This window comes from Pseudomonas putida, from assembly GCF_001941965.1.
Lineage (GTDB): Bacteria > Pseudomonadota > Gammaproteobacteria > Pseudomonadales > Pseudomonadaceae > Aquipseudomonas > Aquipseudomonas putida_L.
Genome location: NZ_MKZO01000012.1, coordinates 47,109 through 68,589, shown reverse-complemented (window position 1 = coordinate 68,589; position 21,481 = coordinate 47,109). Strand labels below are relative to the sequence as shown.

Below are 21,481 nucleotides of genomic sequence, written 5' to 3'. Positions count from 1 at the left end.
TGGTCAGTGACCCGGCTGTTCGTCCGGGACGTTCAGTTCGATACCCATGCGCCGGCCTTCCTCGAGGATGTGCCGGCGCATCTGCGCGCTGGCCTGGGCGCTGTCCTTGTTGCGGATGGCACGCACCACCGCTTCGTTTTCCGCCAGCCGCGCCGCCAGGTGCTCCGGTGATTTGCGCAGGACCTGCGCGCTCTGCTTGAGGGCGTTGCTGGTCTGCTGCACCACGCTCTGGAAGATCGGGTTGGAGGTCAGGGCGAACAGCGCCTCGTGGAAGGCGATATAGGCACTGACCCCGGCTTCGGCGTCGTCGGCGTCGAGGGCTTCGCGCATGTCCATCAGGGTCAGGCGCAACTGCCCGGTCTCGCTGCTGTTGATGGACTGGGCCACCAGCCCGACGATGAACGGCTCGAGGGTGTAGCGCAGTTGCAGCACATCCTCGAGGCTGGCTTCGGCCACCGACGAGGCGGGGACCAGGGTCGGTTCCGCCGTGTCGGGGTCGAGCACCAGCACCCCCTTGCCCGGCATGGAACGCACCAGGCCAAGGGTTTCCAGCACGGTTACCGCTTCGCGCAGGCTGGGCCGGCTGATGCCCAGTTGCTCGGCCAGTTCGCGTTGCCCCGGCAGCATCTCGCCGGAGCGCCACTGGCCTCGGGCCAGGGCCTTGCGCAGTTTGTCGACGACTGCGTTGACGACGGTCGATGAGGTGATCACAGGTCGCTCCAGGAGATATCGGTCATGCTTTAGAAGTCTTGCTGATGGGCCGTCTTGCGCGGCTGGAAGTTATAACCCTGCTTGCCCTCGAGCACGTTGTTGGCGCGCTCCAGGTCGATGTCCTTCTCCCAGCGGGCGATGGCCACGGTGGCCACGCAGTTGCCGATCAGGTTGGTCAGCGCGCGGCCGATGCCCATGAACCAGTCCACCGCCAGCACCAGCACCAGGCCCACCACCGGGATCGCCGGGATCGCGGTCAGGGTGGCGGCGAGGATCACCAGCGCCGAGCCGGGGATGCCGTGGGCGCCCTTGGAGGTGACCAGCGACACCAGGAGGATGGTCAGCAGGTCGGTCATCGCCAGCGGAGTGCCGGTGGCGTTGGCGATAAAGACGATGGCCAGGGTCAGGTAGATGGAGAAGCCGTCGAGGTTGAACGAGTAGCCGGTCGGGATCACCAGGCCCACGGTGGAGCTGCCGATGCCCAGGTGTTCCAGCTTGCGCATGATCTGCGGCAGCACGGCGTCGGAGGAGGCGGTGCCGAGGACGATGGTCAGCTCTTCGCGCAGGTATTTGAGGAACGGCAGCATCTTCAGGCCGGACACGCGCATCACCACGCCGAGGATCAGCAGGACGAAGCCGGCGCAGGTCAGGTAGAACAGCGCCACCAGGCCGCCCAGGTGCTGCAGGGAGTCCAGGCCGTACTTGCTGGTGGTGAAGGCGATGGCGCCAAACACGCCGATCGGTGCCAGGCGCACGATCATGCCCATGATGCGGAAGATGATGTGGCTCAGTTCGTTGATCAGCCGCGAGATGCCCGAGGCCGATTCGCCCACCAGGTTCAGCGCACTGCCGAACAGTACCGAGAACACCAGGACCTGAAGGATGTTGTTGTCGGCGAAGGCACCGATCACCGAGGTCGGGATCAGGTCCATGAGGAACGCGGTGGTGCTGTGGATATGCTGGCCACGCTCGGCAAGGGCGCCGGCGTCGGTGGCCGAGAGCTGGTCCAGATGGATGTTGGCGCCGCTGCCGATGCCGGTGCTGAAGGCCAGCACCAGGCCGAGGACCAGGGCGATGGTGGTGAGGATTTCGAAATAGACCACCGATTTCAGGCCGATGCGCCCGACTTTCTTCAGGTCGCCGGCACCGGAAATGCCGCTGACCACCACGCAGAACACGATCAGGCCGATCAGCATCTTGATCAGCTTGATGAAACCGTCACCGAGGGGTTTGAGTTGCAGGGAGAGGTCGGGGAAGCTCAGGCCACAGGCGATGCCGAGCATCAGGCCGAGCACTACTTGGAGAAAGATCGAACGCGAGCACCATTTGAGCATGGGAGGGATCTCTGATCGGTGTCCTGGCTGCCATGACGAGGATGGCGCGTCGGACTTAATTATTGTGGTCTTACCGGTATGTCCAGTGCGCGGCCACTATACGCACCGGATTTTCGCTTTCGCAAGAGGGTAGGCGACAATTGGTTTTACCGGTCAGACCAGTAATATCATATTGATATTGCGCTTGTACGTCGCGAACCATTCTGTCGCGCAGCCTGCCTTCAGGAATCGGCGAGTGCCTGATCGACGGCGGCGATCAGCTTGCTCAGGTCCTGACGCGGGGCTTTGTGGATGACACCGAACAGATAGGCGCGTTGTTCTTCTTCGCTATCGAGTTCGGTAAAAAAGGCGGTGAGTCTGACGCCCAGGATTCGGGCAAAGATGACGAGGGCTTCGACGCTGGGGGTGTAGGTACCGGTTTCAAAGCGGCTTATGGTCTTGGGGTCGAAACCGGCACGCTCCCCCAACTCCGCCTGGGTGAGCCCCGCGACCTTGCGATAGCGTCGGATGGCTGACCCCAAACTTGAAATTTCCATCGCTCAATTCCCTTTTAGAATCAAGAACTTAACGACAAATTATTTTAAAGGACAACCTCCGCTGCCATCACCTTGGATTGCAAAAGGTGATGCTTCTCGTAGAATTTGTGCCCTGGACAGGTTTTCCCGCAGCGGGTTTCGGTGAGAACAACCCGTATCTTTACTGCGGCTCATGGAGCTCTATCGTGCGTCCCAAGTTGCCAATCACTGCTGTGCAGCAGACATTCTCCGTCGGGGTGGCCCATGGGTGAGGGCTACCGCACCGCCGTCGATGCGGCCGCGATCTTCTCCGAGACCGACCTTGACGGGCGTATCACCTACGTCAATGACCAGTTCTGCGCCATCTCCGGCTATAGCCGCGAGGAACTGCTGGGCGCCGACCATCGCCTGCTCAATTCAGGCCAGCATGGCCCGGAGCTGTTCCGGGAAATGTGGCAGGCCCTGACCGGCGGCCAGGTGTGGAAAGGCGAGCTGTGCAACCGGTCCAAGGACGGCTCGCTGTTCTGGGTCGACAGCACCATCGTGCCGCTGTTCGACCGCGACACCGGCGAGCTGCGCAAGTACGCCTCGATCCGTTTCGATGTCACCCACAAGCGGCAGATGATGCACACCCTGGAATGGCGGGTGGGGCACGACCCGCTCACTGGCCTGCCCAATCGTTCCTGCATCGGCGAGCTGCTTGAAGAGATGCTCCTGCGTGCCCGCGCGGCACATGGCTCGCTGGCGGTGTGCATGCTCGACCTCGACGGCTTCAAGGCGGTCAACGACGGTTATGGTCATGACAGCGGCGACCTGTTGCTGGTGGAAATGGCGCGGCGCCTGAAGCGTTTTCTTGGTGTCGGCGACGTCCTGGCGCGTTTGTCCGGTGACGAGTTCGTGCTGATCCTCGGCGACCTCCAGGGGCCGCCGTGCCTGCAGGACACCCTCGAGCAGGTCCTTCGCGCCCTGGCCGTGCCCTGCGTGATCCGCGGGCGCTCCATCAGCGTCAGCGCCAGCATGGGCGTGACCCGTTTCCCCCACGACAACGACGACGCCGACACTTTGCTGCGGCATGCCGACCAGGCCATGTACCTGGCCAAGCAGCGCGGGCGCAATCGCTACCAGCTGTTCGATGTGTCGCTGGACAAGGAGGTCAAGGCCAACCACCAGACCGTCGAGCAGGTGCGGCACGCCCTGCAGCATGGCGACCTGTCGTTGTACTACCAGCCCAAGGTCAATATGCGCAGCGGCGCGGTGGTCGGATTCGAGGCGTTGCTGCGCTGGAATCACCCGCTGCGCGGCGTGGTGCCGCCGGGGGATTTCCTGCCGCTGGTGGAGCGTACCGACCTGATCGTCGATATTGGCGAATGGGTCATCGACCGCGCCCTGGCGCAGATGCAGCAATGGCAGGCACTGGGCTGCTACTGGCCGGTGAGCGTGAATATCGCGGCGCGGCATTTCCAGCGTGATGATTTCGTCGTGCGCTTGCAGCGCTTGCTCGCGCGGCATGAAGCGGTGGCGCCGCAGATGCTCGACCTGGAGATCGTCGAGTCGGTGGCGATCGAGAACCTGCAGCGGGTCAGTGATTGCCTGGAAGCCTGCCAGCGCCTGGGTGTGCGTTTCTCGCTGGATGATTTCGGCACCGGGTATTCATCGCTGAGTTACCTCAAGCGCCTGCCGACCCAGACCATGAAGATCGACAAGTCGTTTATCCAGGACATCCTCCACGACCAGGATGACCTGGCTTTGACCCGCGCGGTGATCGGCCTGGCCCGGGAGTTCGACCGCCAGGTGATTGCCGAGGGTGTGGAAACCGTGGCCCATGGCGAACTGCTGATGGACCTGGGCTGCGATATTGCCCAGGGCTACGGGATTTCCCGGCCGATGCCGGCCTGGCAGGTGGTGGAGTGGGTGGAGCGGTTCCAGCAGCCCAGGGAATGGCGGGTGAAGGCTTTAGGAGTGCTGTGATGCAGATGGCCTCATCGCTGGCAAGCCAGCTCCCACAGGTTACGCGAACCCTGTGGGAGCTGGCTTGCCAGCGATGAGGCCGGTACAGGCAGCAGAAAACTACAGCTGCGGGGCAGTGTTCTTGACCACCGCCAGCTCCGGATGCGCCACCAGCTTGTCGATATGCAGCTCGTCGTTGTTCATCCAGGTCTCGGTCAGCACCCGGTAGTGCTCCATGTCCCGGCAACGCATCCTCAGGCTGTAGTCGAAATGCCCGCTGATCAGCTGGCAATCGAACACCTGCGGACAAGCCCTGACACACGCCTCGAAAGCCTTCTGCGCCGAACGCCCGCTCTGGTTCGACAACGCCACCAGGACCAGCAAGGACAACCCCGGCGAGACCATCTGCACATCGATGATCGCCCCGTAGCCGCGAATCACCCCACGTCGCTCCAGCTTGCGCACCCGCTCCAGGCAGGGCCTGGGGGTCAGGTGCACCAGGGTCGAGAGCTTCTCGTAGGTGATGCGGCCGTTATGCCGCAGCACATCGATGATCGCTTCGTCGATGCGGTCCAGCGGCGGCGTGGCGTGGGTCGGGTTGGCCTTGGTATCCATGGTGGCGTTGTTTCACTTCAAGCGGTTGGAAAGAAATTGCTGCAGGCGCTCGCTTTGCGGCTGGTCGAGAATGCTCGCGCTTCCCTGTTCCTCGACCCGGCCCTGATGCAGGAACAGCACCTGGCTGGACACCTGGCGGGCAAAGCCCATCTCGTGGGTGACCATGAGCATGGTACGACCTTCCTCGGCCAGCGTCTGTATGACCTTGAGGACTTCTCCTACAAGCTCTGGATCAAGGGCTGACGTCGGTTCATCGAACAGGATGATCTCCGGCTCCATCGCCAGGGCCCGGGCGATGGCGACCCGCTGTTGCTGGCCGCCGGAAAGGAAGGCCGGGTACTGGTCGGCGGCGCGGGCCGGCAGGCCGACCTTGTCCAGGTAGGTGCGTGCCCGGGTCTCGGCTTCCTGCTGGCTGACCCCCAGCACCCGGCGCGGGGCGAGGGTGATGTTCTCCAGCACGGTCATGTGGCTCCACAGGTTGAAGTGCTGGAAGACCATGGCCAGGCGCGTGCGCAGGTTCTGCAGCTGTGCCGGATTCGGCCCGCGACCCTGGCGCATCTCGATGGTCTGGCCGTCGAGGGTGATGGCGCCGGCTTCCGGTTGTTCGAGGAAGTTGATGCAGCGCAGCATGGTGCTCTTGCCCGAGCCGCTGGCGCCGATCAGGCTGATCACGTCGCCCTTGCACGCCTGCAGCGAGACGCCCTTGAGCACCTGGTGATCGCCGTAGCTCTTGTGCAGCGCGTCCACCGTCAGCTTGATCGCGGCGCTGTTGGCGGCGGCAACCGGTTGGGCGGTGAAGGAAGGTTGGATCGACAAGGCGTGTGCGGAAGTGGTCATGGGTCAGCCTCGGGAAGGAACGAGAAAACGCATCCAGCGTCGTTCGGCCAGGCGGAACAGCCCGACCAGCGCAAAGGACAGCAGCATGTACAGGAGCGCGGCGATGCCGAAGGCCTGGAAGGTGAGGAAGGTCGCGGCGTTGGCGTCGCGAGCCACCTTGAGGATGTCGGCGATGGTCGCGGTGAAGGCCAGCGACGTGGCGTGCAGCATCAGGATCAGTTCGTTGCTGTAGGACGGCAGCGAACGCCGCAGCGCCGCCGGCAGGACCACGAACAGGTTCAGCTTCCAGCCATGCAGGCCGTAGGCCTGGGCTGCCTCGATCTCGCCATGGGGAATGTTGCGGATGGCCCCGGCGAAGATTTCCACGGTGTAGGCGCAGGTATTCAGGACGAAGGCCAGCAGGGTGCAGTTCAGCGCATTGCGGAAGAAGCGGTCGAGCATCTCGTGATCGCGTACCACCTCCAGGCCGTAGAGCCCGGTGTAGCAGATCAGCAACTGGATATACAGCGGCGTCCCGCGGAACAGGTAGGTGTAGAACTCCACCGGCCAGCGCAGCCATGGCTTGCGCGAAACCCGCGCCAGCGCCAGGGGCAGCGAGAGGAAAAACCCGGCGACCATGGTGACGATGAACAGCCACAGGGTCATGGCCAGCCCGGAGAGTCCGGCGCCGTCGCTGTACAGGTAGGCCAGGCCGTATTCCTGGATCAGTTCGATCATGATGCGAGTCCCTTGATGCCGGTGTTGTAGCGCCGCTCCAGGCGCTTGAACAGGCGGTTGGAGAGGGTGGTGATCAGCAGGTAGACCAGCGCGGCGATGATCAGGAAATACAGGACGTTATTGGTGCTCTTGCCGGCGTTCTGCGCAGCCTTGACCAGGTCGGCGAGGCCGATGATCGAGACCAGCGCGGTGGACTTGAGCAGCACCAGCCAGTTGTTGCCCAGGCCCGGCAGGGCGAAGCGCATCAGTTGCGGGAACAGCACCAGGCGAAAGCGCTGGGCGCGGCTCAGGCCGTAGGCGGTGGCGGCTTCCAGTTGCCCGGCGGGGACGCTGAGGATGGCGCCGCGGAAGTTCTCGGTGAAATAGGCGCCGTAGATGAAGCCGAGGGTCAGCACCCCGGCGGCGAACGGGTCGATCTCGAAGTAGCCCCAGCCCATCCATTCGGTGAAGTCGTTGAGCCAGATCTGGAAGGTGTAGAAGATCAGCAGGATCAGCACCAGGTCGGGCACGCTGCGGATCAGGGTGGTGTAGAGGGTCGCGGGGATGCGCAGCAGGCGCACGGGCGAGAGCTTGGCGCTGGCGCCGATCAGGCCGAGCAACAGGCTCAGGCCGAGGGACAGGAAGGCCAGTTTCAGGGTCATCCAGGTCCCTTGCGCCAACAGCGGGCCGAAGCCCTGCAGGCTGACAGAGTGAAGGAAGTCGTTCACGGGAAAGTCTCGGTGGGCATTGGGTGTGCCGGTGACCTGGGCGCCGGGCCCAGGTCACCGCCCGGGCGGGTCACTCGTTGTAGATATCCAGGTCGCCCACGTACTTCTGCTGGATCCTGGCGAAGGTGCCATCGGCCAGCACGGCAGCGATACCTTTGTTCAGCAGCTCCCGGAGCTCGGTGTCGTTCTTGCGCACGCCCATGGCGATATCCAGCGGCAGGGTCGGGTCCTTGATTGCCGGGCCGCTCTGGAAGCCGGCGCCTTCAGGCTTGGTCAGGAAGTTGAGCTGGGCTTCGAGCTTGTCGGTGACGGTGGCGTCGAGGCGGCCATTCATCAGGTCGGCGTAGTTCTGGTCCTGGGCCTGGTAGGCCTTGACCTGGGCCCCCAGCGGCGCCAGCTTGGCGCGGGCGTAGGCTTCCTGCAGCGAGCCTTGCAGCACGCCGACCGACTTGCCCTTGAGCGACTCCGGCGTCTCGCCGAAATCCGCGCCCTTGCGCACGATCACCGAGGTCGGGCTGAGGAACAGGCGGTCGCTGAAATCGATCTGTTTCTGCCGCGCCGGGGTCACGGCCATGGACGACATGATGGCGTCGAACTTGCGCGCGCGCAGGGCGGGGATCATGCCGTCGAACTCGTTGTGCACCCAGGTGCACTTGACTTCCAGCTTGGCGCAGATCGCATTGCCCAGCTCGATATCGAAACCTTGCAGGCTGCCGTCGGCAGCGACGGACTCGAAGGGAGGGTATTCGGGGAAGACGCCGAAGCGGATTTCCTTCCATTCCTGGGCCTGGGCCGCGCTGGCGCAGAGGGGCAGGAGGATGACGCCGAGGAGTTTGCGCAATGAAGTCATGTGTGGGTTCCCTGTGTTTTGTTGTTGATGTAGGGCAGTTGGAAAATCTTCGCGGGTGTGAGCCGTGGGGTCTTGCAGTGACTCTCTGGTCAGGGGCTCAGGATGCGTGATGACAGCGGATTTTTTGTGTCGTAAAGACCGGCGCTGACTGCCGGAATATGCTGTTAGCGGCGCATGGCGCAGCCGATTCTGTCGAGGCACCTCCGGTTTTGGCTTTGGCGCAGCGTTTTCCGATCCGCCGCGCTCTGGTCGCGGCGGATTCGGCTGGCTCAGGCGCGCTTCTTCTGCACTGCGGAAACCGCCGGCTGGAGCAGGGCGTAGAGGTCTTTCGGGTTCTTCAGGTCCGGCACCAGTTCGATCTCGCTGCCGATCTCCAGGGCCTTGGCCACATCCAGCACGTAGCGCAGCGCCGAGTAATCCTCGATGGCGAAGCCTACGGAGTCGAACAGGGTCACCTGGTCTGCGGTTTCGCGGCCCTGGGCCTGGCCGTTGACCACTTGCCAGAACTCGGTCACCGGCGAATCGGCCGGCATCTGCTGGATCTCGCCTTCGATGCGGCTTTGCGGTTCGTACTCGACGATCACCCGGGCGCGCTCGACGATGTCACGGTGCAGTTCGGTCTTGCCCGGGCAGTCGCCACCGACGGCATTGAGGTGCATGCCGGGTTCGATCATCTCCGGGGTGAGGATGGTGGCGTAGGCCTTGTCGGCTGTGACCGTGGTGACGATATCGGCGCCGCGTACCGCCTCGGCCACCGATTTGGCCAGGACCAGGCGGATGCCCGGGTAGGCGGCAAGGTTGGCAGCCAGCTTGGCGGTGGCTTGCGGGTCGAGGTCGTACAGGCGGATTTCCTCGATGCCGAGCAGGGCATGGAAGGCGATGGCCTGGAATTCGCTCTGCGAACCGTTGCCGATCAGCGCCATGCTGCGGCTGTCCGGGCGGGCCAGATGGCGCGCGGCCAGGGCCGAGGTGGCGGCAGTGCGGATCGCCGTGGTCAGGGTCATTTCGCTGAGCAGCAGGGGCTTGCCGGTATCGACGTCACCCAGGGCGCCGAAGGCCATGACCGTGAGCATGCCGTTGTGGGTGTTCTTCGGGTGGCCGTTGACGTACTTGAAGGCGTACAGGTTGGCGTCCGAGGCCGGCATCAGCTCGATCACCCCGTCCGGCGAGTGGTTGGCCACCCGCGCGCACTTCTCGAAATCGTGCCAGCGCAGGTAGTCCTGGCGGATGTACTCGGCCATTTCTTCCAGGCAGGTGGTCAGGCCTTTGCGGGCGACCAGGTGGCTGAGGTCGGTCACGTCGATATAGCGGGTCATGAGGGCTTCCTTCTTCTAGGCGGCGGATTCAGTTGCGAACGGGCAGGTGCACTTCGGCGAGCATGCAGCGCGCGCTGCCGCCACCGATGCGTTCGATATGGTCGATGTTCACCACCACCGGGTGGCTGTGGCGCTCGGCCTGGCGACGCTGCGCCGGGTTCAGGGAATTCCAGGCGCTGCGCGACATCACCAGCAGCGCCTGGCCTTGCTTGTCGTGCACTTCGAGCATGTTGCCGGCGAAGCCTTCGAGCTGGTCGAAGTCCAGGGCGAGGATGTCCTTGCCGGTGTCGCGCAGGCTGCGTTCCAGGGTGTAGCGCTCGGCAGCGTTGGGCAGGGCGTCGAGGCACGCCACGGCGAGCTGGCGGCCGACGCTCATCATCACGTTGCTGTGGTAGATCGGTGCCTGGTGGCGGTCGACGGCATGGAACACGCAAAGGCGGTAGTCCAGGCGCTCGGCGAACTCACGCAGGGCCTCGCCATGGGTGCGCCCGGAATGGCAGGCGTAGCTGATGCGGTGCTCGCGGTCGAGGACCATGCTGCCGGTGCCTTCGAGGAAGATTTCCTGTTGCTCCAGCGGGCTGAGGTCGATGGTGTGGCGGATGGCGAAGCGCTCGTCGAGCGCGCGCAGCACGCCCTTGTCCCGCTCCAGGCGGCGGTTATGACCTTCCATGGGATAGAGCACCAGGCTGCCGTCGGCGTGGCTGCTCCACCAGTTGTTGGGGAAGATCGAATCCGGGGTGTGTGGTGCCGGGGTGTCCTGGACGACCAGTACCTCGACGCCATGCTGGCGCAAGGTATCGACATAGCCGTCGAACTCTTCCAGCGCTTTCTGCTGTGCACTGTCGGCGTCCAGCAGCGGCTTCTGGAAGCGGTTGTTGAGGGCGGTATCCGGGTTGAAGGCGAATCGCGCCGGGCGGATCATCAGGACCGTATTTGTTGTTTGCATCGGGCACGCATCCAGGGGTTGGCGATGCGTTCATTTTCCTCCCGATGGCGCCGCAATCCCGGCTGAAGCACGTGGAGTGCCCAGCGGGGAAAGCTGAAACCGGCGCTTTCGCAGCCGAATCGGCTGCGTGCCTTCAGTCGCTCATTGCTGCCAGCTCACGGGCCAGGTGCAGGGCGGTGCGGGCGCTGTGTTCGCCGGCGACCAGGTGGGTGAAAGGCAGGTCGATCAGGCGCTGTTCCTTGACGGCGCGCAGGTGGGACAAAGCCGGGTGTTTGCTCAGGTAGGCGCGTTTCGCTGCGGCGGTGGACCACACGGCGTCGGCCAGCAGCAGGACGTCCGGGTCCAGTTGCAGCAGGGTCTCGGCATCCACGGTAACGCGGTGCAGGTCGATGTCGGCGAGTACGTTGCGGCCACCGGCGTTGGCGATCAGCTCGGTGACGAAGCCTTGCTTGCCTTCGCTGTCGAGGCCGCGGGTTTCGCTGTCCAGGTAGAAGACTTTCAGGGGTTTGTGTCCGGCAGCGAGCTGGTGGGCGGCGTTCAGGTCGTGCTGCTGCCGGGCGATCAGGTGTTCGGCCTGGGGCTGGCGGTCGAGGAGGCGGCCGAGGGTGCGCAGGTCCTGTTCGATGGCCTGGAAACCGCTGGCTGCTGGTTTGGGTGTGCAGGCATTTTCCAGCAGGTAGCTGGCGATACCGTGCCGGGCCAGATCACGGCGGGGGCCGACGCCGTCGCGGAAAGCACTGTAGAAACCGCCGATCACCAGGTCGTAGCGCCCGGTATAGAACACCTCCGGCGAGGGGTATTGGCGTGACAGCAGCGGCACGCCGCGATAGCGGTTATCGGTCAGGGCGCTGGCATCGTCATCTATATAGCTGACGGCAGCCAGGGCTGGGCCGGCTTGCAGCGCCAGGACCATGTCGGCGGCGTGCTGGTTGAGGGCGAGGATGCGCTGCGGTGGTGACTGTCGCAGGGTCCAGTCTTCGCCGCAGTTGCGGTAGTCGAGGGCGTGGCCGGTGGTGCTCAGTAGCAGGGTGAGCCAGAGCGCGTGCTTCATGGATTGCTCCTGTTGAGCAGCAGGTTCTCGACCGGTTTGCCGTCGACCAGGTGTTCCCGGGCAAAGCGCCGGGCATCGTCGTGACTGGCGATGCGGTACCAGCAGCGATCCGGATAGACCGTGGCGATCGGCCCGAGATTGCACGGGAACTGGCAATGGGTGCGGGTCAGCAGCACGCCGTCCCTGGTCTCGATCCGGTCGGCGGCGAGCAGCTCGTTGCGTACCGTCTTCCACACCTTCAGCGCCCCGCGCAAGGTGCAGCGCGGGCCGGTGCAGAGCATGACGTGACGGGCATGCTCGGGAATATGCGACCAGTCGGGGTGGGTGGGGATGTCCTGTTCGTTCATGGTGTGTCCTTGGTAAAGCATCGCTGGCAAGCCAGCTCCCACAGGTTCAGCACAAAGCTTGAGACCTGTGCAGTACCTGTGGGAGCTGGCTTGCCAGCGATGAGGCCATCAGTTACAGCACAAGGTCAGAAGCTGTAGGTGTACCGCGCTTCAGCCGTAAACGGCCGCCCCAGGTTCCCGACCCGTCGCGACCCGCTGTCCATGCTGGTGGTGTAATCCCGGTCCAGCAGGTTCTCCAGCAGCAGCGCCAGGCGATGCTGGCGCCGGGCATCCAGGTACCGGTAGGCATCGGCATCCACCACGCTGTAGTGCCCGTAGTCGATATCCCGCGGGCTGACCACGCTGCCGATATAGCGAATCGCCGCGCCGGCACCCCACATGCGGTCGGCGGACTCGTAGCCGACCCGGCTGCGGGCAAAGAAGCCGGGGATGTTGTTGATAGAGGCGCCATTGCGCGATTCGGTGAGGTTGCGGGTCATGTCCGCCTGCAACTGCCAGCGGTCACTGAGCTGCACCTTGCCGTCGAGTTCGAAGCCACGCACGGTGATCTCGCCGTCGCCGTTGACCCACTGGGTGTCGACGAGGGTGATCAGGTCCTCGATGCGTCGATGGAACAGCGTACCGCTGACATTCCACGGCTGGCCGTTGAGCAGGTTGCTGTAGTCCAGGCCCAGCTCGGCGTTGCGGCTTTTCTCCGGCTTGAGGTTGGGGTTGCCCATCTCGTCGCCGGGCTCGTTGACATACAGTTGCTCGGCATTGGGCAGCTTGTAGGCCGAGCCGAACTGGCCGCGCAGCTTGAGGTTGTCGGTCACGTCGTAAAGCGAGGTGATCATGCCGACCGTGGCGCTGTCGCCGCTGCTCAGGTGCTCGCGGCGCACACCGATGCTCGGGTGCCAGTCGGGCAGGGCGGCGATCTCGGGGCGCAGTTGCAGGTACAGGGCATGGGCCTCGGCCTGGTTCTGGTCGATCTTCAGCACATCGTCCTTGCCCTTGAACCACTGGTTGTCGCTGCCGAACACCAGGGTGTGGTCGCCGGGCAGTACGGCCTCGCCCTCGGCCTGCACGCCCCAGTCGCTGAAACCCCAGTAGTCGTTGTGGTTGAGCACGCGTGGCGTGCCATCGGCGTTGTTGTAGACCCGGTTGTAATTCGTGTCCCAGTCGTTCATGTGACCTTTGACGAAGTAACTGAAACGCTCGTTCAGATGCTGCTGGAAGGTGGCCGTGGCGATCTGCTGGATGCGGTCGTTGGTGGTGTTGCGGTTGGCGTCGGGGCGCAGGAAGTCGAGGCTGGCGGCGCTGTACTGGTAGAACAGCTCCAGGCGGCTATCATCGCCGAAGCCCTGGGTGGCCTTGGCCCCGAAGGTGTTGACCTCGTAGCCGCGCTTGCGGTCGCTGACCGTCGCGGTGATGTCGCTGCTGTGGTACGGCTGGTAGCCCTCGGAGATGTTGTGGCTGACATAGGCCAGCAGGCCCAGGTCACCGAAGCCGTTGCTGAAGATCCGTTCGATGCGCGCATCGCCATTGCGCCCGGCGAAGCTGTCCACGCCCAGGTTGACCTGGCCCGACGCATCCCGGGACTGGGCGTTGCGGGTGACGATATTGATCACCCCGGATACTGCCTGGGTGCCGAACAACAGGCTCTGGCCGCCCTTGAGCACTTCGATGCGCTCGATGGCGGCGGCTGGCAGGGTGTCGATGTAGATGCCGCCATAGAGACGGTTATTCAGGCGCACGCCGTCGAGCAGGATCAGGGTGTCGTCGTTGCGTCCGCCCAGCAGCGAGTAGGTGCCGTAGTCGAAGGGGCCTTGCTTGGGCGCGACATACAGGCCCAGGACGAACATCTGCAGAACCCGGGTGATATCGGCGCTGGGGCCGGCGCGTTCGATCTGCTCGCGCTCCACCACTTCGACCTTGCTGCCGTAGCGGGCCATCTGCGCGATGGTATTGGACTCCACTGGTGGCGCCGAGACGAACTGTCGCTCCAGTTCCAGGGTTTGCGCGAACGCGAGGGTATTGCCGCCCAGCAGGCAGCCAATCAAGGAGAGATAACGTGTATTCACTGACTTCTCGAAAAGGAATTTTCGGGAAGCGCACAGGAGGGAGCTGGCGAACGCGCGCCAGACTACCGGCTCGTGCCCGCCCACCGCAGGTTTGCCAAATGACTGACGCATCCGTTCTTCAGTCGTGATGCTTCAGGCCGGTCTCCGGGCTTGCGAGTCTCGAAGCCATTCGCCTTCCCATGCGTCCTGCGCACAGTGGCTCTGTTGAAGGCTTCACTCGCTTACCGTTGCGGGGGCAGCGCCGGACTCGTCATCGAAGACTCACCGGCTTCCCGTTTCACCTGCCGCGCGGCGGCGGCAGACACCTGAAACGGGCGGCATCTGACCATTGGGGTGACCGTTCGTCAACCTGGGAGGGGATATGAAAGATCCCGACAAGAAAACCTGCTCTTGAATTTATATCGAAATGGATATAATTTTTTAGTGCTGCTGTCGCTGGCACAAGGTTGCATGTCGACAACGGCCAAGGGAGCAAAAGAGGTGGAGGATGATTTAAAACCGATCCAATGGGTGGGTAATAGCAAGGAAGATCTGAAGGGTTTTCCGCCAATCGCTCGGCAGCGAGCCGGTTATCAGTTGGAACTGATTCAGGACGGTGAAGAGCCTGCCGATTGGAAGCCTGTGGAAAATGTGGGACAAGGCGTTCGGGAGATTCGTATCAAATGCAGGGATGGGGCTTTTCGGGTGTTCTACGTCATCAACCGGCCTGAGGCTATATACGTGCTTCATGCATTCCGGGATAAAGAGGAATATTGAATGACAAACGAGCGCGCTACCTCGGTATGGGATGCGCTGATTGACTCGCCGGAAGAAGCCGAGAACCTTCGGCTGCGCTCCAAGCTCATGCGGGTCTTGAGCAAGACGGTGAGGTCCTGGGGGCTTCCGCAGCGGGATGCGGCGCTCAGGTTGCAGGTCACTCAGCCGCGGCTCAGTGCATTGATGAACGGGAAGATCGACAGGTTTTCCCTGGATGCGCTGGTGAACATGTTGGCCTGTGCGGGCCTGGAAGTCGACTTTACGGTGAAACAGAAGGCAGCTGCATGAGCAACGTCGATGCTTGCGCCACTGGATGACAAATCCAGTGGCGCAGGCGGTATCGCCTACTTGTGCAGCTCTTCCGCCGCATACAAGGTGTTTTCCAGCAGGCAGGCACGGGTCATCGGGCCGACGCCGCCCGGTACCGGGGTGATCCAGCCGGCGCGGGGCAGGGCGGTCTCGTAGACTACGTCGCCGACCAGCTTGCCGTCTTCCTGGCGGTTGATGCCGACGTCGATGACGATGGCGCCTTCCTTGATCCACTCACCTTTCACCAGGCCCGGCTTGCCGGCGGCGACCACCACCAGGTCGGCACGGCCGACATGGCCGGCGAGGTCCTGGGTGAAGCGGTGGGTGACGGTGACGGTGCAGCCGGCCAGCAGCAGTTCCATGGCCATCGGGCGACCGACGATGTTGGAGGCGCCGACGACCACGGCGTTCATGCCGTACAGGTCCTGGCCGGTGCTTTGCAGCAGGGTCATGATGCCCTTCGGGGTGCACGGGCGCAGCAGCGGGATACGCTGGGCCAGGCGGCCGATGTTGTACGGGTGGAAACCGTCGACGTCCTTGTCCGGGCGGATGCGCTCCAGCAGGAGGGAGGCGTCGAGGTGGGCCGGCAGCGGCAGTTGCAGGAGGATGCCGTCGATGTCCGCGTCATTGTTGAGGCGATCGATCAGGTCGGTCAGTTCCTGCTGGCTGGTGCTGCTGGGCAGGTCGAAGGCTTGCGAGATGAAACCGACTTCCTCGCAGTCCTTGCGTTTGTGCGAAACGTAGACTTGGGACGCCGGGTCGGTGCCAACCAGGATCACCGCCAGGCCGGGGGTGCGCAGACCTTGCTGGCGACGTTCAACGACACGTTGGGCGATCTGCTGGCGCAGGCTGGCGGCGATCGCCTTGCCGTCGATAAGTTGTGCAGTCATGACGGGTGATTAACCATCGAGAGAAAAAAAGAGCGCGCATTCTCGCATGAGCCGCGCGCAGGGCAAAGGCGCTTGGTCCGGCAATTGCCCTAAGCCCTTCAATAAAATGAATTTTTTTGAAAAACATGTTGACGCTCCAAAAGGGCGTCTATAAGATGCGCCTCACTTGTCGGGCAGGGCCTAGCACTGGTTAGCAAGGTCGGGCAGAATGAGCGGATTTGGCTTGTTCGGTACGGCTAACGTTAATTTGTAATCGCAAGCGAAAGCAGATTAAATATGCGCCCGTAGCTCAGCTGGATAGAGCATCCGCCTTCTAAGCGGATGGTCGCAGGTTCGAGTCCTGCCGGGTGCGCCAATCAAGGCAGCTTTGGCACAAGTAAAAAGCAGCATGCAATATGGTGGACGTAGCTCAGTTGGTAGAGCGCAGGATTGTGATTCCTGTGGTCGAGGGTTCGATTCCCTTCGTCCACCCCATATTCCAGAAGGCGCCTGATGAAAGTCTGGCGCCTTTGCTTTAAATGCTTCACGCGGACGTGGTGAAATTGGTAGACACACTGGATTTAGGTTCCAGCGGCGCAAGCTGTAAGAGTTCGAGTCTCTTCGTCCGCACCATTCAAGCTTTCACCGCCTTGCACTGAAGTGTGGGAAAGCAGCAAGTCAGCGTTATGGTGGACGTAGCTCAGTTGGTAGAGCGCAGGATTGTGATTCCTGTGGTCGAGGGTTCGATTCCCTTCGTCCACCCCATATTGTGAAAAGGCGCCTGGTGAAAACCAGGCGCCTTTTTCGTTTTTATCGGGCGGCTTGCCCGCCCTTGGTGCGACATGTTCCGTTGTTAAGGTGGTGTTCAGCGGGTGTTCGCGCTCAGTTCTGCGCGTTGCTGGGCGGGGTCGGTCGGTGAGGTGCTGTCGCAAGCGACATCGCTGATATCGCGTGAAAGCGAGCCTTTGAAGATCGGTGTTGCCTCATCATCGGGCCGGGCGCTGGCCAGGTCCTTGAGAGATGTTGCGGAGCCCATGAAGCGAACGGTGTGCGTGAGGCAGTTGAATTGGCGCGCGGAGTAACTGGTTCCGCTGATGCCTGTGCGCTGGGTGATCACCGAGAGCCTTTCCGGTGCGCCGCTGATTTCGACGATGGCGTACTGCGCGCCTGGGTCGAACGAGGCGTGAAGAGGGGTGGCGAGTGCGAGTGAGCAGTGAAAGGGCCAGGCGCTGACGATCAGGAGTTTTTTCAACACAGGTACGTCCTTGCGGTTTCGCTCTTCATGCCTGAATGGCGTTAATGTAAATGAAACGCGTTGGCTAGGCGCGGGGCGCTAGGGTAGCGGGGCCAGACCTGGCTTTGCAAACGAAGTTCCATGCCGTTCGTAGGATAATTCCTCTTTTGCTGACGGAATTATTCGCCGCGACTCAGTCAATATCAGACGCCGGATGGCTGGCAACGTTCCACTGAAAGCTGATAAGTTTCAGTGGTTTGATCCGATGCCAGGGCCCTGGCGAGCAGGTAGTGAAAAATGATTGCTAAAGAATCCCGCCAGGCGGTTGCGCTGGAGCGTTTCACCCAGGCGAATCCGCATTTGCTGGCGGAAATTGCTGCGCTGGACGAGGTTGAACAGCGCCAGCAGATCCAGTGGGCGTTCGAGGATGAGGCGCAGGAGCAGGGTATCGAGCCCTGGGAGCTGACATTGCGCCTGGTCGCAGAGTCTGCCGAGGAGCTGCAGGTCATGCGCACGGAGGTCCACCGCGAGGTGGCCGAGGCACTGGGCATGAGCTGGGAAGAGTATTGCGACTTCAACGAGGTCGACGGTCTTTCCTCCTGATTCCGGATGGCTTGTCGATTGCTTTTCCGGGTTGCGCACAGGCTCTGTTTTGCAGGTTGCAGTGCTGCTCTGGCGCGGTCCGGGCTTTTCTGAAAATTATTGAGGGCCGGTGCTGTTCGCCTCCGGGTCGAACAGGGTGACTTCTGGTGTCTGAACTACTAGAATGCTTGCCCTTGATTCTGGAGTCGGGTATCGCCGGCTAACGTCTGTGCAACGAGGAATATTCATGCAAGTTTCTGTTGAAAATACTTCCGCTCTCGAGCGTCGTATGACCATCGCCGTACCGGCAGAGCGCGTCGAGACTGAAGTCAACAAGCGTCTGCAACAGACTGCCCGTCGCGCCAAGGTTCCAGGCTTCCGCCCTGGCAAAGTACCTATGAGCGTGATCCGTCAGCGTTACGAAGACGCTGCCCGTCAGGAAGCGTTCGGCGACCTGGTCCAGGCTTCCTTCTACGAAGCCGTTGTCGAGCAGAAGCTGAACCCGGCCGGTGCGCCTGCCGTCGAGCCAAAATCCTTCGAAAAAGGCAAGGACCTCGAGTTCGTCGCCATCTTCGAAGTGTTCCCTGAGTTCGCTGTTGCCGGCTTCGAATCGATCGCCGTCGAGCGCCTGAGCGCTGACGTTGCCGACGCCGACCTGGACAACATGCTGGAAGTCCTGCGCAAGCAGAACACCCGTTTCGAAGCCGCTGACCGCGCTGCCCAGAACGAAGACCAGCTGAATATCGATTTCGTCGGCAAGATCGACGGCGAAGCCTTCGCTGGCGGTTCCGCCAAGGGCACCCAGCTGGTCCTGGGTTCCGGCCGCATGATCCCTGGTTTCGAAGAAGGCCTGGTTGGCGCCAAGGCGGGTGAAGAGCGCGTTCTGACCCTGACCTTCCCCGAGGACTACCAGAACCTGGACCTGGCTGGCAAAGCCGCCGAGTTCACCGTTACTGTCAACAGCGTTTCCGAGCCGAAACTGCCTGACCTGAACGAAGAGTTCTTCGCCCAGTTCGGTATCAAGGAAACCGGCATCGACGGCTTCCGCACCGAAGTTCGCAAGAACATGGAGCGTGAGCTGCGCCAGGCGATCAAGACCAAGGTCAAGAACCAGGTAATGGACGGCCTGCTGGCTGCCAACCCGATCGAAGTTCCGAAAGCCCTGCTGGAAAACGAAGTGAACCGCCTGCGCGTTCAAGCCGTTCAGCAATTCGGTGGCAACATCAAGCCTGAGCAACTGCCGGCCGAACTGTTCGAAGAGCAAGCCAAGCGCCGCGTCGTGCTGGGCCTGATCGTCGCCGAAGTGGTCAAGCAGAACGAGCTGAAGCCGGACGAAGCCCGCGTTCGCGAACTGATCCAGGAAATGGCTTCGGCCTACCAGGAACCAGAACAAGTCGTGGCCTGGTACTACAAGAACGACCAGCAACTGAACGAAGTCCGTTCGGTTGTGCTGGAAGAACAAGTTGTAGATACTGTCCTGCAGAAAGCGACTGTGACCGACAAGTCGGTCTCGTACGAAGAAGCTGTCAAGCCAGCACAGGCACCTGCCGCCGCTGAGTGATTTCCTCCTTCGTAGGAAAACCCCACAAGCCAGCCTTCGCGCTGGCTTGTGCGTATTCAAGCCATGACTATTTGGGAGTGAGTGCAGGACATGTCCCGCAATTCTTATATTCAGCAGAGCTCTGACATCCAGGCCGCCGGTGGCCTGGTCCCGATGGTTATCGAGCAGTCCGCCCGTGGCGAACGCGCCTATGACATCTACTCGCGCCTCCTGAAGGAGCGCGTGATCTTCCTGGTGGGTCCGGTAGAAGACTACATGGCCAACCTGGTAGTGGCGCAACTGCTGTTCCTTGAAGCGGAAAACCCGGACAAGGATATCCATCTGTACATCAACTCCCCAGGCGGTTCGGTCACTGCAGGCATGTCGATCTACGACACCATGCAGTTCATCAAGCCGGACGTGTCCACCATCTGCATCGGCCAGGCCTGCAGCATGGGCGCGTTCCTGCTTGCTGCCGGTGCTGCAGGCAAGCGTCACTGCCTGCCCAACTCGCGGGTGATGATTCACCAGCCACTGGGTGGTTTCCAGGGTCAGGCGACCGATATCGAGATCCACGCCCAGGAAATCCTCAACATCAAGTCGCGCCTGAACGAACTGCTGGCACACCATACTGGCCAGGATCTCGAAACCATCAAGCGCGATACCGAACGCGACAACTTCATGAGCGCCCAGCGCGCGGCCGAGTACGGCCTGATCGACTCGGTCTACGACAAGCGGCAACTGGTCTCCTGATCCTGGGTGCCAGAGCGGGTAGGCGCGGAAAGTGCCTACCCGCGGACTTGAAAAAGCCCGCAATTGCCTTCATCTTGTGTTGCAAGCCTACCGGATTGGATCGATCGAATGACTGACACCCGTAACGGCGAGGACAACGGCAAATTGCTCTATTGCTCCTTCTGCGGCAAAAGCCAGCATGAAGTGCGCAAGTTGATTGCCGGCCCCTCGGTATTTATCTGCGACGAGTGCGTCGACCTGTGCAACGACATCATCCGTGAGGAGGTGCAGGAAGCCCAGGCCGAGAGCAGCGCGCATAAATTGCCTTCGCCGAAAGAAATCAGCGCCATCCTGGACCAGTACGTCATTGGTCAGGAGCGCGCGAAAAAGGTTCTGGCCGTAGCGGTGTACAACCACTACAAGCGCCTGAACCAACGCGACAAGAAAGCCGACGACGTCGAACTGGGCAAGAGCAACATCCTGCTCATCGGCCCGACCGGCTCGGGCAAGACCCTGCTCGCGGAAACCCTCGCCCGACTGCTGAATGTTCCGTTCACCATCGCTGACGCCACCACCCTGACCGAAGCTGGTTATGTGGGCGAAGACGTCGAGAACATCATTCAGAAGTTGCTGCAGAAGTGTGACTACGATGTGGAAAAGGCCCAGATGGGCATTGTCTACATCGACGAGATCGACAAGATCTCGCGCAAGTCCGACAACCCGTCGATCACCCGCGATGTCTCGGGCGAAGGCGTGCAGCAGGCGTTGCTGAAGCTGATCGAGGGCACTGTCGCCTCGGTGCCACCGCAAGGTGGTCGCAAGCATCCTCAGCAGGAGTTCCTGCAGGTCGATACGCGCAACATCCTGTTCATCTGCGGCGGTGCGTTCTCCGGTCTGGAGAAGGTCATCCAGCAGCGCTCCACCCGCGGCGGCATCGGCTTTGGTGCCGAAGTGCGCAGCAAGGAGGAGGGCAAGAAGGTCGGCGAGTCGCTGCGTGAAGTCGAGCCGGACGATCTGGTCAAGTTCGGCCTGATCCCCGAGTTCGTAGGGCGTCTGCCGGTTCTGGCAACCCTCGACGAACTGGACGAGGCTGCGCTGATGCAGATCCTTACCGAGCCGAAGAACGCCTTGACCAAGCAATATGGCAAGTTGTTCGAGATGGAAGGCGTGGACCTGGAGTTCCGCAGCGATGCGCTGAAGTCCGTGGCCCGCAAGGCGCTGGAGCGCAAGACTGGCGCCCGTGGCCTGCGTTCGATCCTCGAAGGCATCCTGCTCGACACCATGTATGAGATTCCTTCGCAGAAGGATGTCAGCAAGGTGGTGATCGACGAGAGCGTCATCGATGGCACTTCGCAGCCGCTGCTGATCTATGAGAACAGCGAGCCGCCAGCCAAGGTCGCACCAGACGCCTGAGTCTGAAAGACAGCGAAACCAGCAAGGGGCCTACGGGCCCCTTTGCTTTTCCTGTCGCAGAGCTTGTTTTTTTCCGGGGCTGCCCCCACATTA

Annotated in this window: 22 protein-coding genes, 4 tRNA genes and 1 riboswitch; of the genes, 11 read left to right on the top strand and 15 right to left on the bottom strand. The window is 62.2% G+C overall.

Features of this window, described 5'->3' with window-relative positions; genetic code table 11:
- Nucleotides 1–3 precede the first annotated feature (3 nt).
- The 3 genes from PSEMO_RS07385 to PSEMO_RS07375 form a co-directional block, all read right to left on the bottom strand.
- Nucleotides 4–711: a FadR/GntR family transcriptional regulator gene (locus tag PSEMO_RS07385; protein WP_075802465.1), complete on the bottom strand. Its 708-nt coding sequence runs from the start codon at nt 709–711 to the stop codon at nt 4–6.
- Between the two features lie 29 nt (nt 712–740).
- The gene (locus tag PSEMO_RS07380; RefSeq protein ID WP_075802464.1) at nt 741–2,045 is read right to left on the bottom strand and encodes a C4-dicarboxylate transporter DctA; all 1,305 of its coding nucleotides are present in this window, start codon (nt 2,043–2,045) and stop codon (nt 741–743) included.
- 221 nt (nt 2,046–2,266) lie between these two features.
- The gene (locus tag PSEMO_RS07375; protein ID WP_075802463.1) at nt 2,267–2,581 is read right to left on the bottom strand and encodes a helix-turn-helix domain-containing protein; all 315 of its coding nucleotides are present in this window, start codon (nt 2,579–2,581) and stop codon (nt 2,267–2,269) included.
- Nucleotides 2,582–2,824: 243 nt separating this feature from the next.
- Here PSEMO_RS07375 and PSEMO_RS07370 point away from each other — a divergent pair, with 243 nt between their 5' ends.
- Complete coding sequence (locus PSEMO_RS07370; protein ID WP_075802462.1) at nt 2,825–4,528, top strand: putative bifunctional diguanylate cyclase/phosphodiesterase; 1,704 nt, start codon at nt 2,825–2,827, stop codon at nt 4,526–4,528.
- Between the two features lie 99 nt (nt 4,529–4,627).
- On the opposite strand, the gene PSEMO_RS07365 is transcribed toward PSEMO_RS07370, so the two are convergent.
- From PSEMO_RS07365 to PSEMO_RS07320, 10 genes are all read right to left on the bottom strand, one after another.
- The gene (locus PSEMO_RS07365; protein ID WP_075802461.1) at nt 4,628–5,122 is read right to left on the bottom strand and encodes an Lrp/AsnC family transcriptional regulator; all 495 of its coding nucleotides are present in this window, start codon (nt 5,120–5,122) and stop codon (nt 4,628–4,630) included.
- Between the two features lie 12 nt (nt 5,123–5,134).
- Nucleotides 5,135–5,959: an ABC transporter ATP-binding protein gene (locus tag PSEMO_RS07360; protein ID WP_256721029.1), complete on the bottom strand. Its 825-nt coding sequence runs from the start codon at nt 5,957–5,959 to the stop codon at nt 5,135–5,137.
- Nucleotides 5,960–5,962: 3 nt separating this feature from the next.
- On the bottom strand, nt 5,963–6,676 hold the full coding sequence (locus PSEMO_RS07355) for an ABC transporter permease (protein ID WP_075802460.1): 714 nt from the start codon (nt 6,674–6,676) through the stop codon (nt 5,963–5,965).
- Nucleotides 6,673–7,383, bottom strand: a complete 711-nt coding sequence (locus tag PSEMO_RS07350; protein WP_075802459.1) for an ABC transporter permease — start codon at nt 7,381–7,383, stop codon at nt 6,673–6,675. The genes PSEMO_RS07355 and PSEMO_RS07350 overlap by 4 nt, the downstream gene beginning before the upstream one ends.
- Before the next feature lie 70 nt (nt 7,384–7,453).
- A complete protein-coding gene (locus PSEMO_RS07345) occupies nt 7,454–8,233 on the bottom strand; it encodes an ABC transporter substrate-binding protein (protein WP_075802458.1) in 780 nt (259 codons plus the stop codon).
- 269 nt (nt 8,234–8,502) lie between these two features.
- The gene (locus PSEMO_RS07340; protein ID WP_075802457.1) at nt 8,503–9,549 is read right to left on the bottom strand and encodes an ornithine cyclodeaminase; all 1,047 of its coding nucleotides are present in this window, start codon (nt 9,547–9,549) and stop codon (nt 8,503–8,505) included.
- 28 nt (nt 9,550–9,577) lie between these two features.
- A complete protein-coding gene (gene ctlX / locus PSEMO_RS07335) occupies nt 9,578–10,495 on the bottom strand; it encodes a citrulline utilization hydrolase CtlX (RefSeq protein ID WP_075802456.1) in 918 nt (305 codons plus the stop codon).
- A 133-nt stretch (nt 10,496–10,628) separates the two neighbouring features.
- Complete coding sequence (locus PSEMO_RS07330) at nt 10,629–11,546, bottom strand: ABC transporter substrate-binding protein (RefSeq protein ID WP_075802455.1); 918 nt, start codon at nt 11,544–11,546, stop codon at nt 10,629–10,631.
- Nucleotides 11,543–11,893, bottom strand: coding sequence for a (2Fe-2S) ferredoxin domain-containing protein (locus PSEMO_RS07325; RefSeq protein ID WP_075802454.1), 351 nt, complete (start codon nt 11,891–11,893; stop codon nt 11,543–11,545). The genes PSEMO_RS07330 and PSEMO_RS07325 overlap by 4 nt, the downstream gene beginning before the upstream one ends.
- A 125-nt stretch (nt 11,894–12,018) precedes the next feature.
- On the bottom strand, nt 12,019–13,953 hold the full coding sequence (locus PSEMO_RS07320) for a TonB-dependent receptor plug domain-containing protein (protein ID WP_144443553.1): 1,935 nt from the start codon (nt 13,951–13,953) through the stop codon (nt 12,019–12,021).
- A 118-nt stretch (nt 13,954–14,071) separates the two neighbouring features.
- A riboswitch (cobalamin riboswitch) is annotated at nt 14,072–14,277 on the bottom strand.
- Nucleotides 14,278–14,403: 126 nt separating this feature from the next.
- Here PSEMO_RS07320 and PSEMO_RS32510 point away from each other — a divergent pair.
- Nucleotides 14,404–14,709 (top strand): type II toxin-antitoxin system RelE/ParE family toxin, encoded by a 306-nt coding sequence (locus tag PSEMO_RS32510; protein ID WP_086937207.1) that lies wholly within the window; start codon nt 14,404–14,406, stop codon nt 14,707–14,709.
- Nucleotides 14,710–14,997, top strand: coding sequence for a helix-turn-helix domain-containing protein (locus PSEMO_RS32505; RefSeq protein WP_075802452.1), 288 nt, complete (start codon nt 14,710–14,712; stop codon nt 14,995–14,997). It abuts the gene before it with no gap.
- Between the two features lie 56 nt (nt 14,998–15,053).
- On the opposite strand, the gene folD is transcribed toward PSEMO_RS32505, so the two are convergent.
- Nucleotides 15,054–15,908, bottom strand: a complete 855-nt coding sequence (gene folD, locus PSEMO_RS07305) for a bifunctional methylenetetrahydrofolate dehydrogenase/methenyltetrahydrofolate cyclohydrolase FolD (protein ID WP_075802451.1) — start codon at nt 15,906–15,908, stop codon at nt 15,054–15,056.
- Between the two features lie 278 nt (nt 15,909–16,186).
- Between folD and PSEMO_RS07300 the strand changes: the two genes are divergently transcribed.
- From PSEMO_RS07300 to PSEMO_RS07285, 4 genes are all read left to right on the top strand, one after another.
- Nucleotides 16,187–16,263: transfer RNA gene (locus tag PSEMO_RS07300), tRNA-Arg, on the top strand.
- A gap of 43 nt (nt 16,264–16,306) precedes the next feature.
- Nucleotides 16,307–16,382: transfer RNA gene (locus PSEMO_RS07295), tRNA-His, on the top strand.
- Between the two features lie 53 nt (nt 16,383–16,435).
- Nucleotides 16,436–16,520: transfer RNA gene (locus tag PSEMO_RS07290), tRNA-Leu, on the top strand.
- Nucleotides 16,521–16,576: 56 nt separating this feature from the next.
- A tRNA-His gene (locus PSEMO_RS07285) sits at nt 16,577–16,652 on the top strand.
- 100 nt (nt 16,653–16,752) lie between these two features.
- Here PSEMO_RS07285 and PSEMO_RS07280 read toward each other — a convergent pair.
- The gene (locus PSEMO_RS07280) at nt 16,753–17,139 is read right to left on the bottom strand and encodes a hypothetical protein (protein WP_144443552.1); all 387 of its coding nucleotides are present in this window, start codon (nt 17,137–17,139) and stop codon (nt 16,753–16,755) included.
- Between the two features lie 279 nt (nt 17,140–17,418).
- Here PSEMO_RS07280 and PSEMO_RS07275 point away from each other — a divergent pair, with 279 nt between their 5' ends.
- From PSEMO_RS07275 to clpX, 4 genes are all read left to right on the top strand, one after another.
- Complete coding sequence (locus PSEMO_RS07275; protein WP_075802449.1) at nt 17,419–17,724, top strand: DUF6388 family protein; 306 nt, start codon at nt 17,419–17,421, stop codon at nt 17,722–17,724.
- A 226-nt stretch (nt 17,725–17,950) separates the two neighbouring features.
- On the top strand, nt 17,951–19,264 hold the full coding sequence (gene tig, locus PSEMO_RS07270) for a trigger factor (RefSeq protein WP_075802448.1): 1,314 nt from the start codon (nt 17,951–17,953) through the stop codon (nt 19,262–19,264).
- 90 nt (nt 19,265–19,354) lie between these two features.
- Nucleotides 19,355–19,996 (top strand): ATP-dependent Clp endopeptidase proteolytic subunit ClpP, encoded by a 642-nt coding sequence (gene clpP / locus PSEMO_RS07265; RefSeq protein ID WP_075802447.1) that lies wholly within the window; start codon nt 19,355–19,357, stop codon nt 19,994–19,996.
- A gap of 108 nt (nt 19,997–20,104) precedes the next feature.
- Nucleotides 20,105–21,388, top strand: a complete 1,284-nt coding sequence (gene clpX / locus PSEMO_RS07260) for an ATP-dependent Clp protease ATP-binding subunit ClpX (RefSeq protein WP_075802446.1) — start codon at nt 20,105–20,107, stop codon at nt 21,386–21,388.
- Nucleotides 21,389–21,481: the final 93 nt, after the last annotated feature.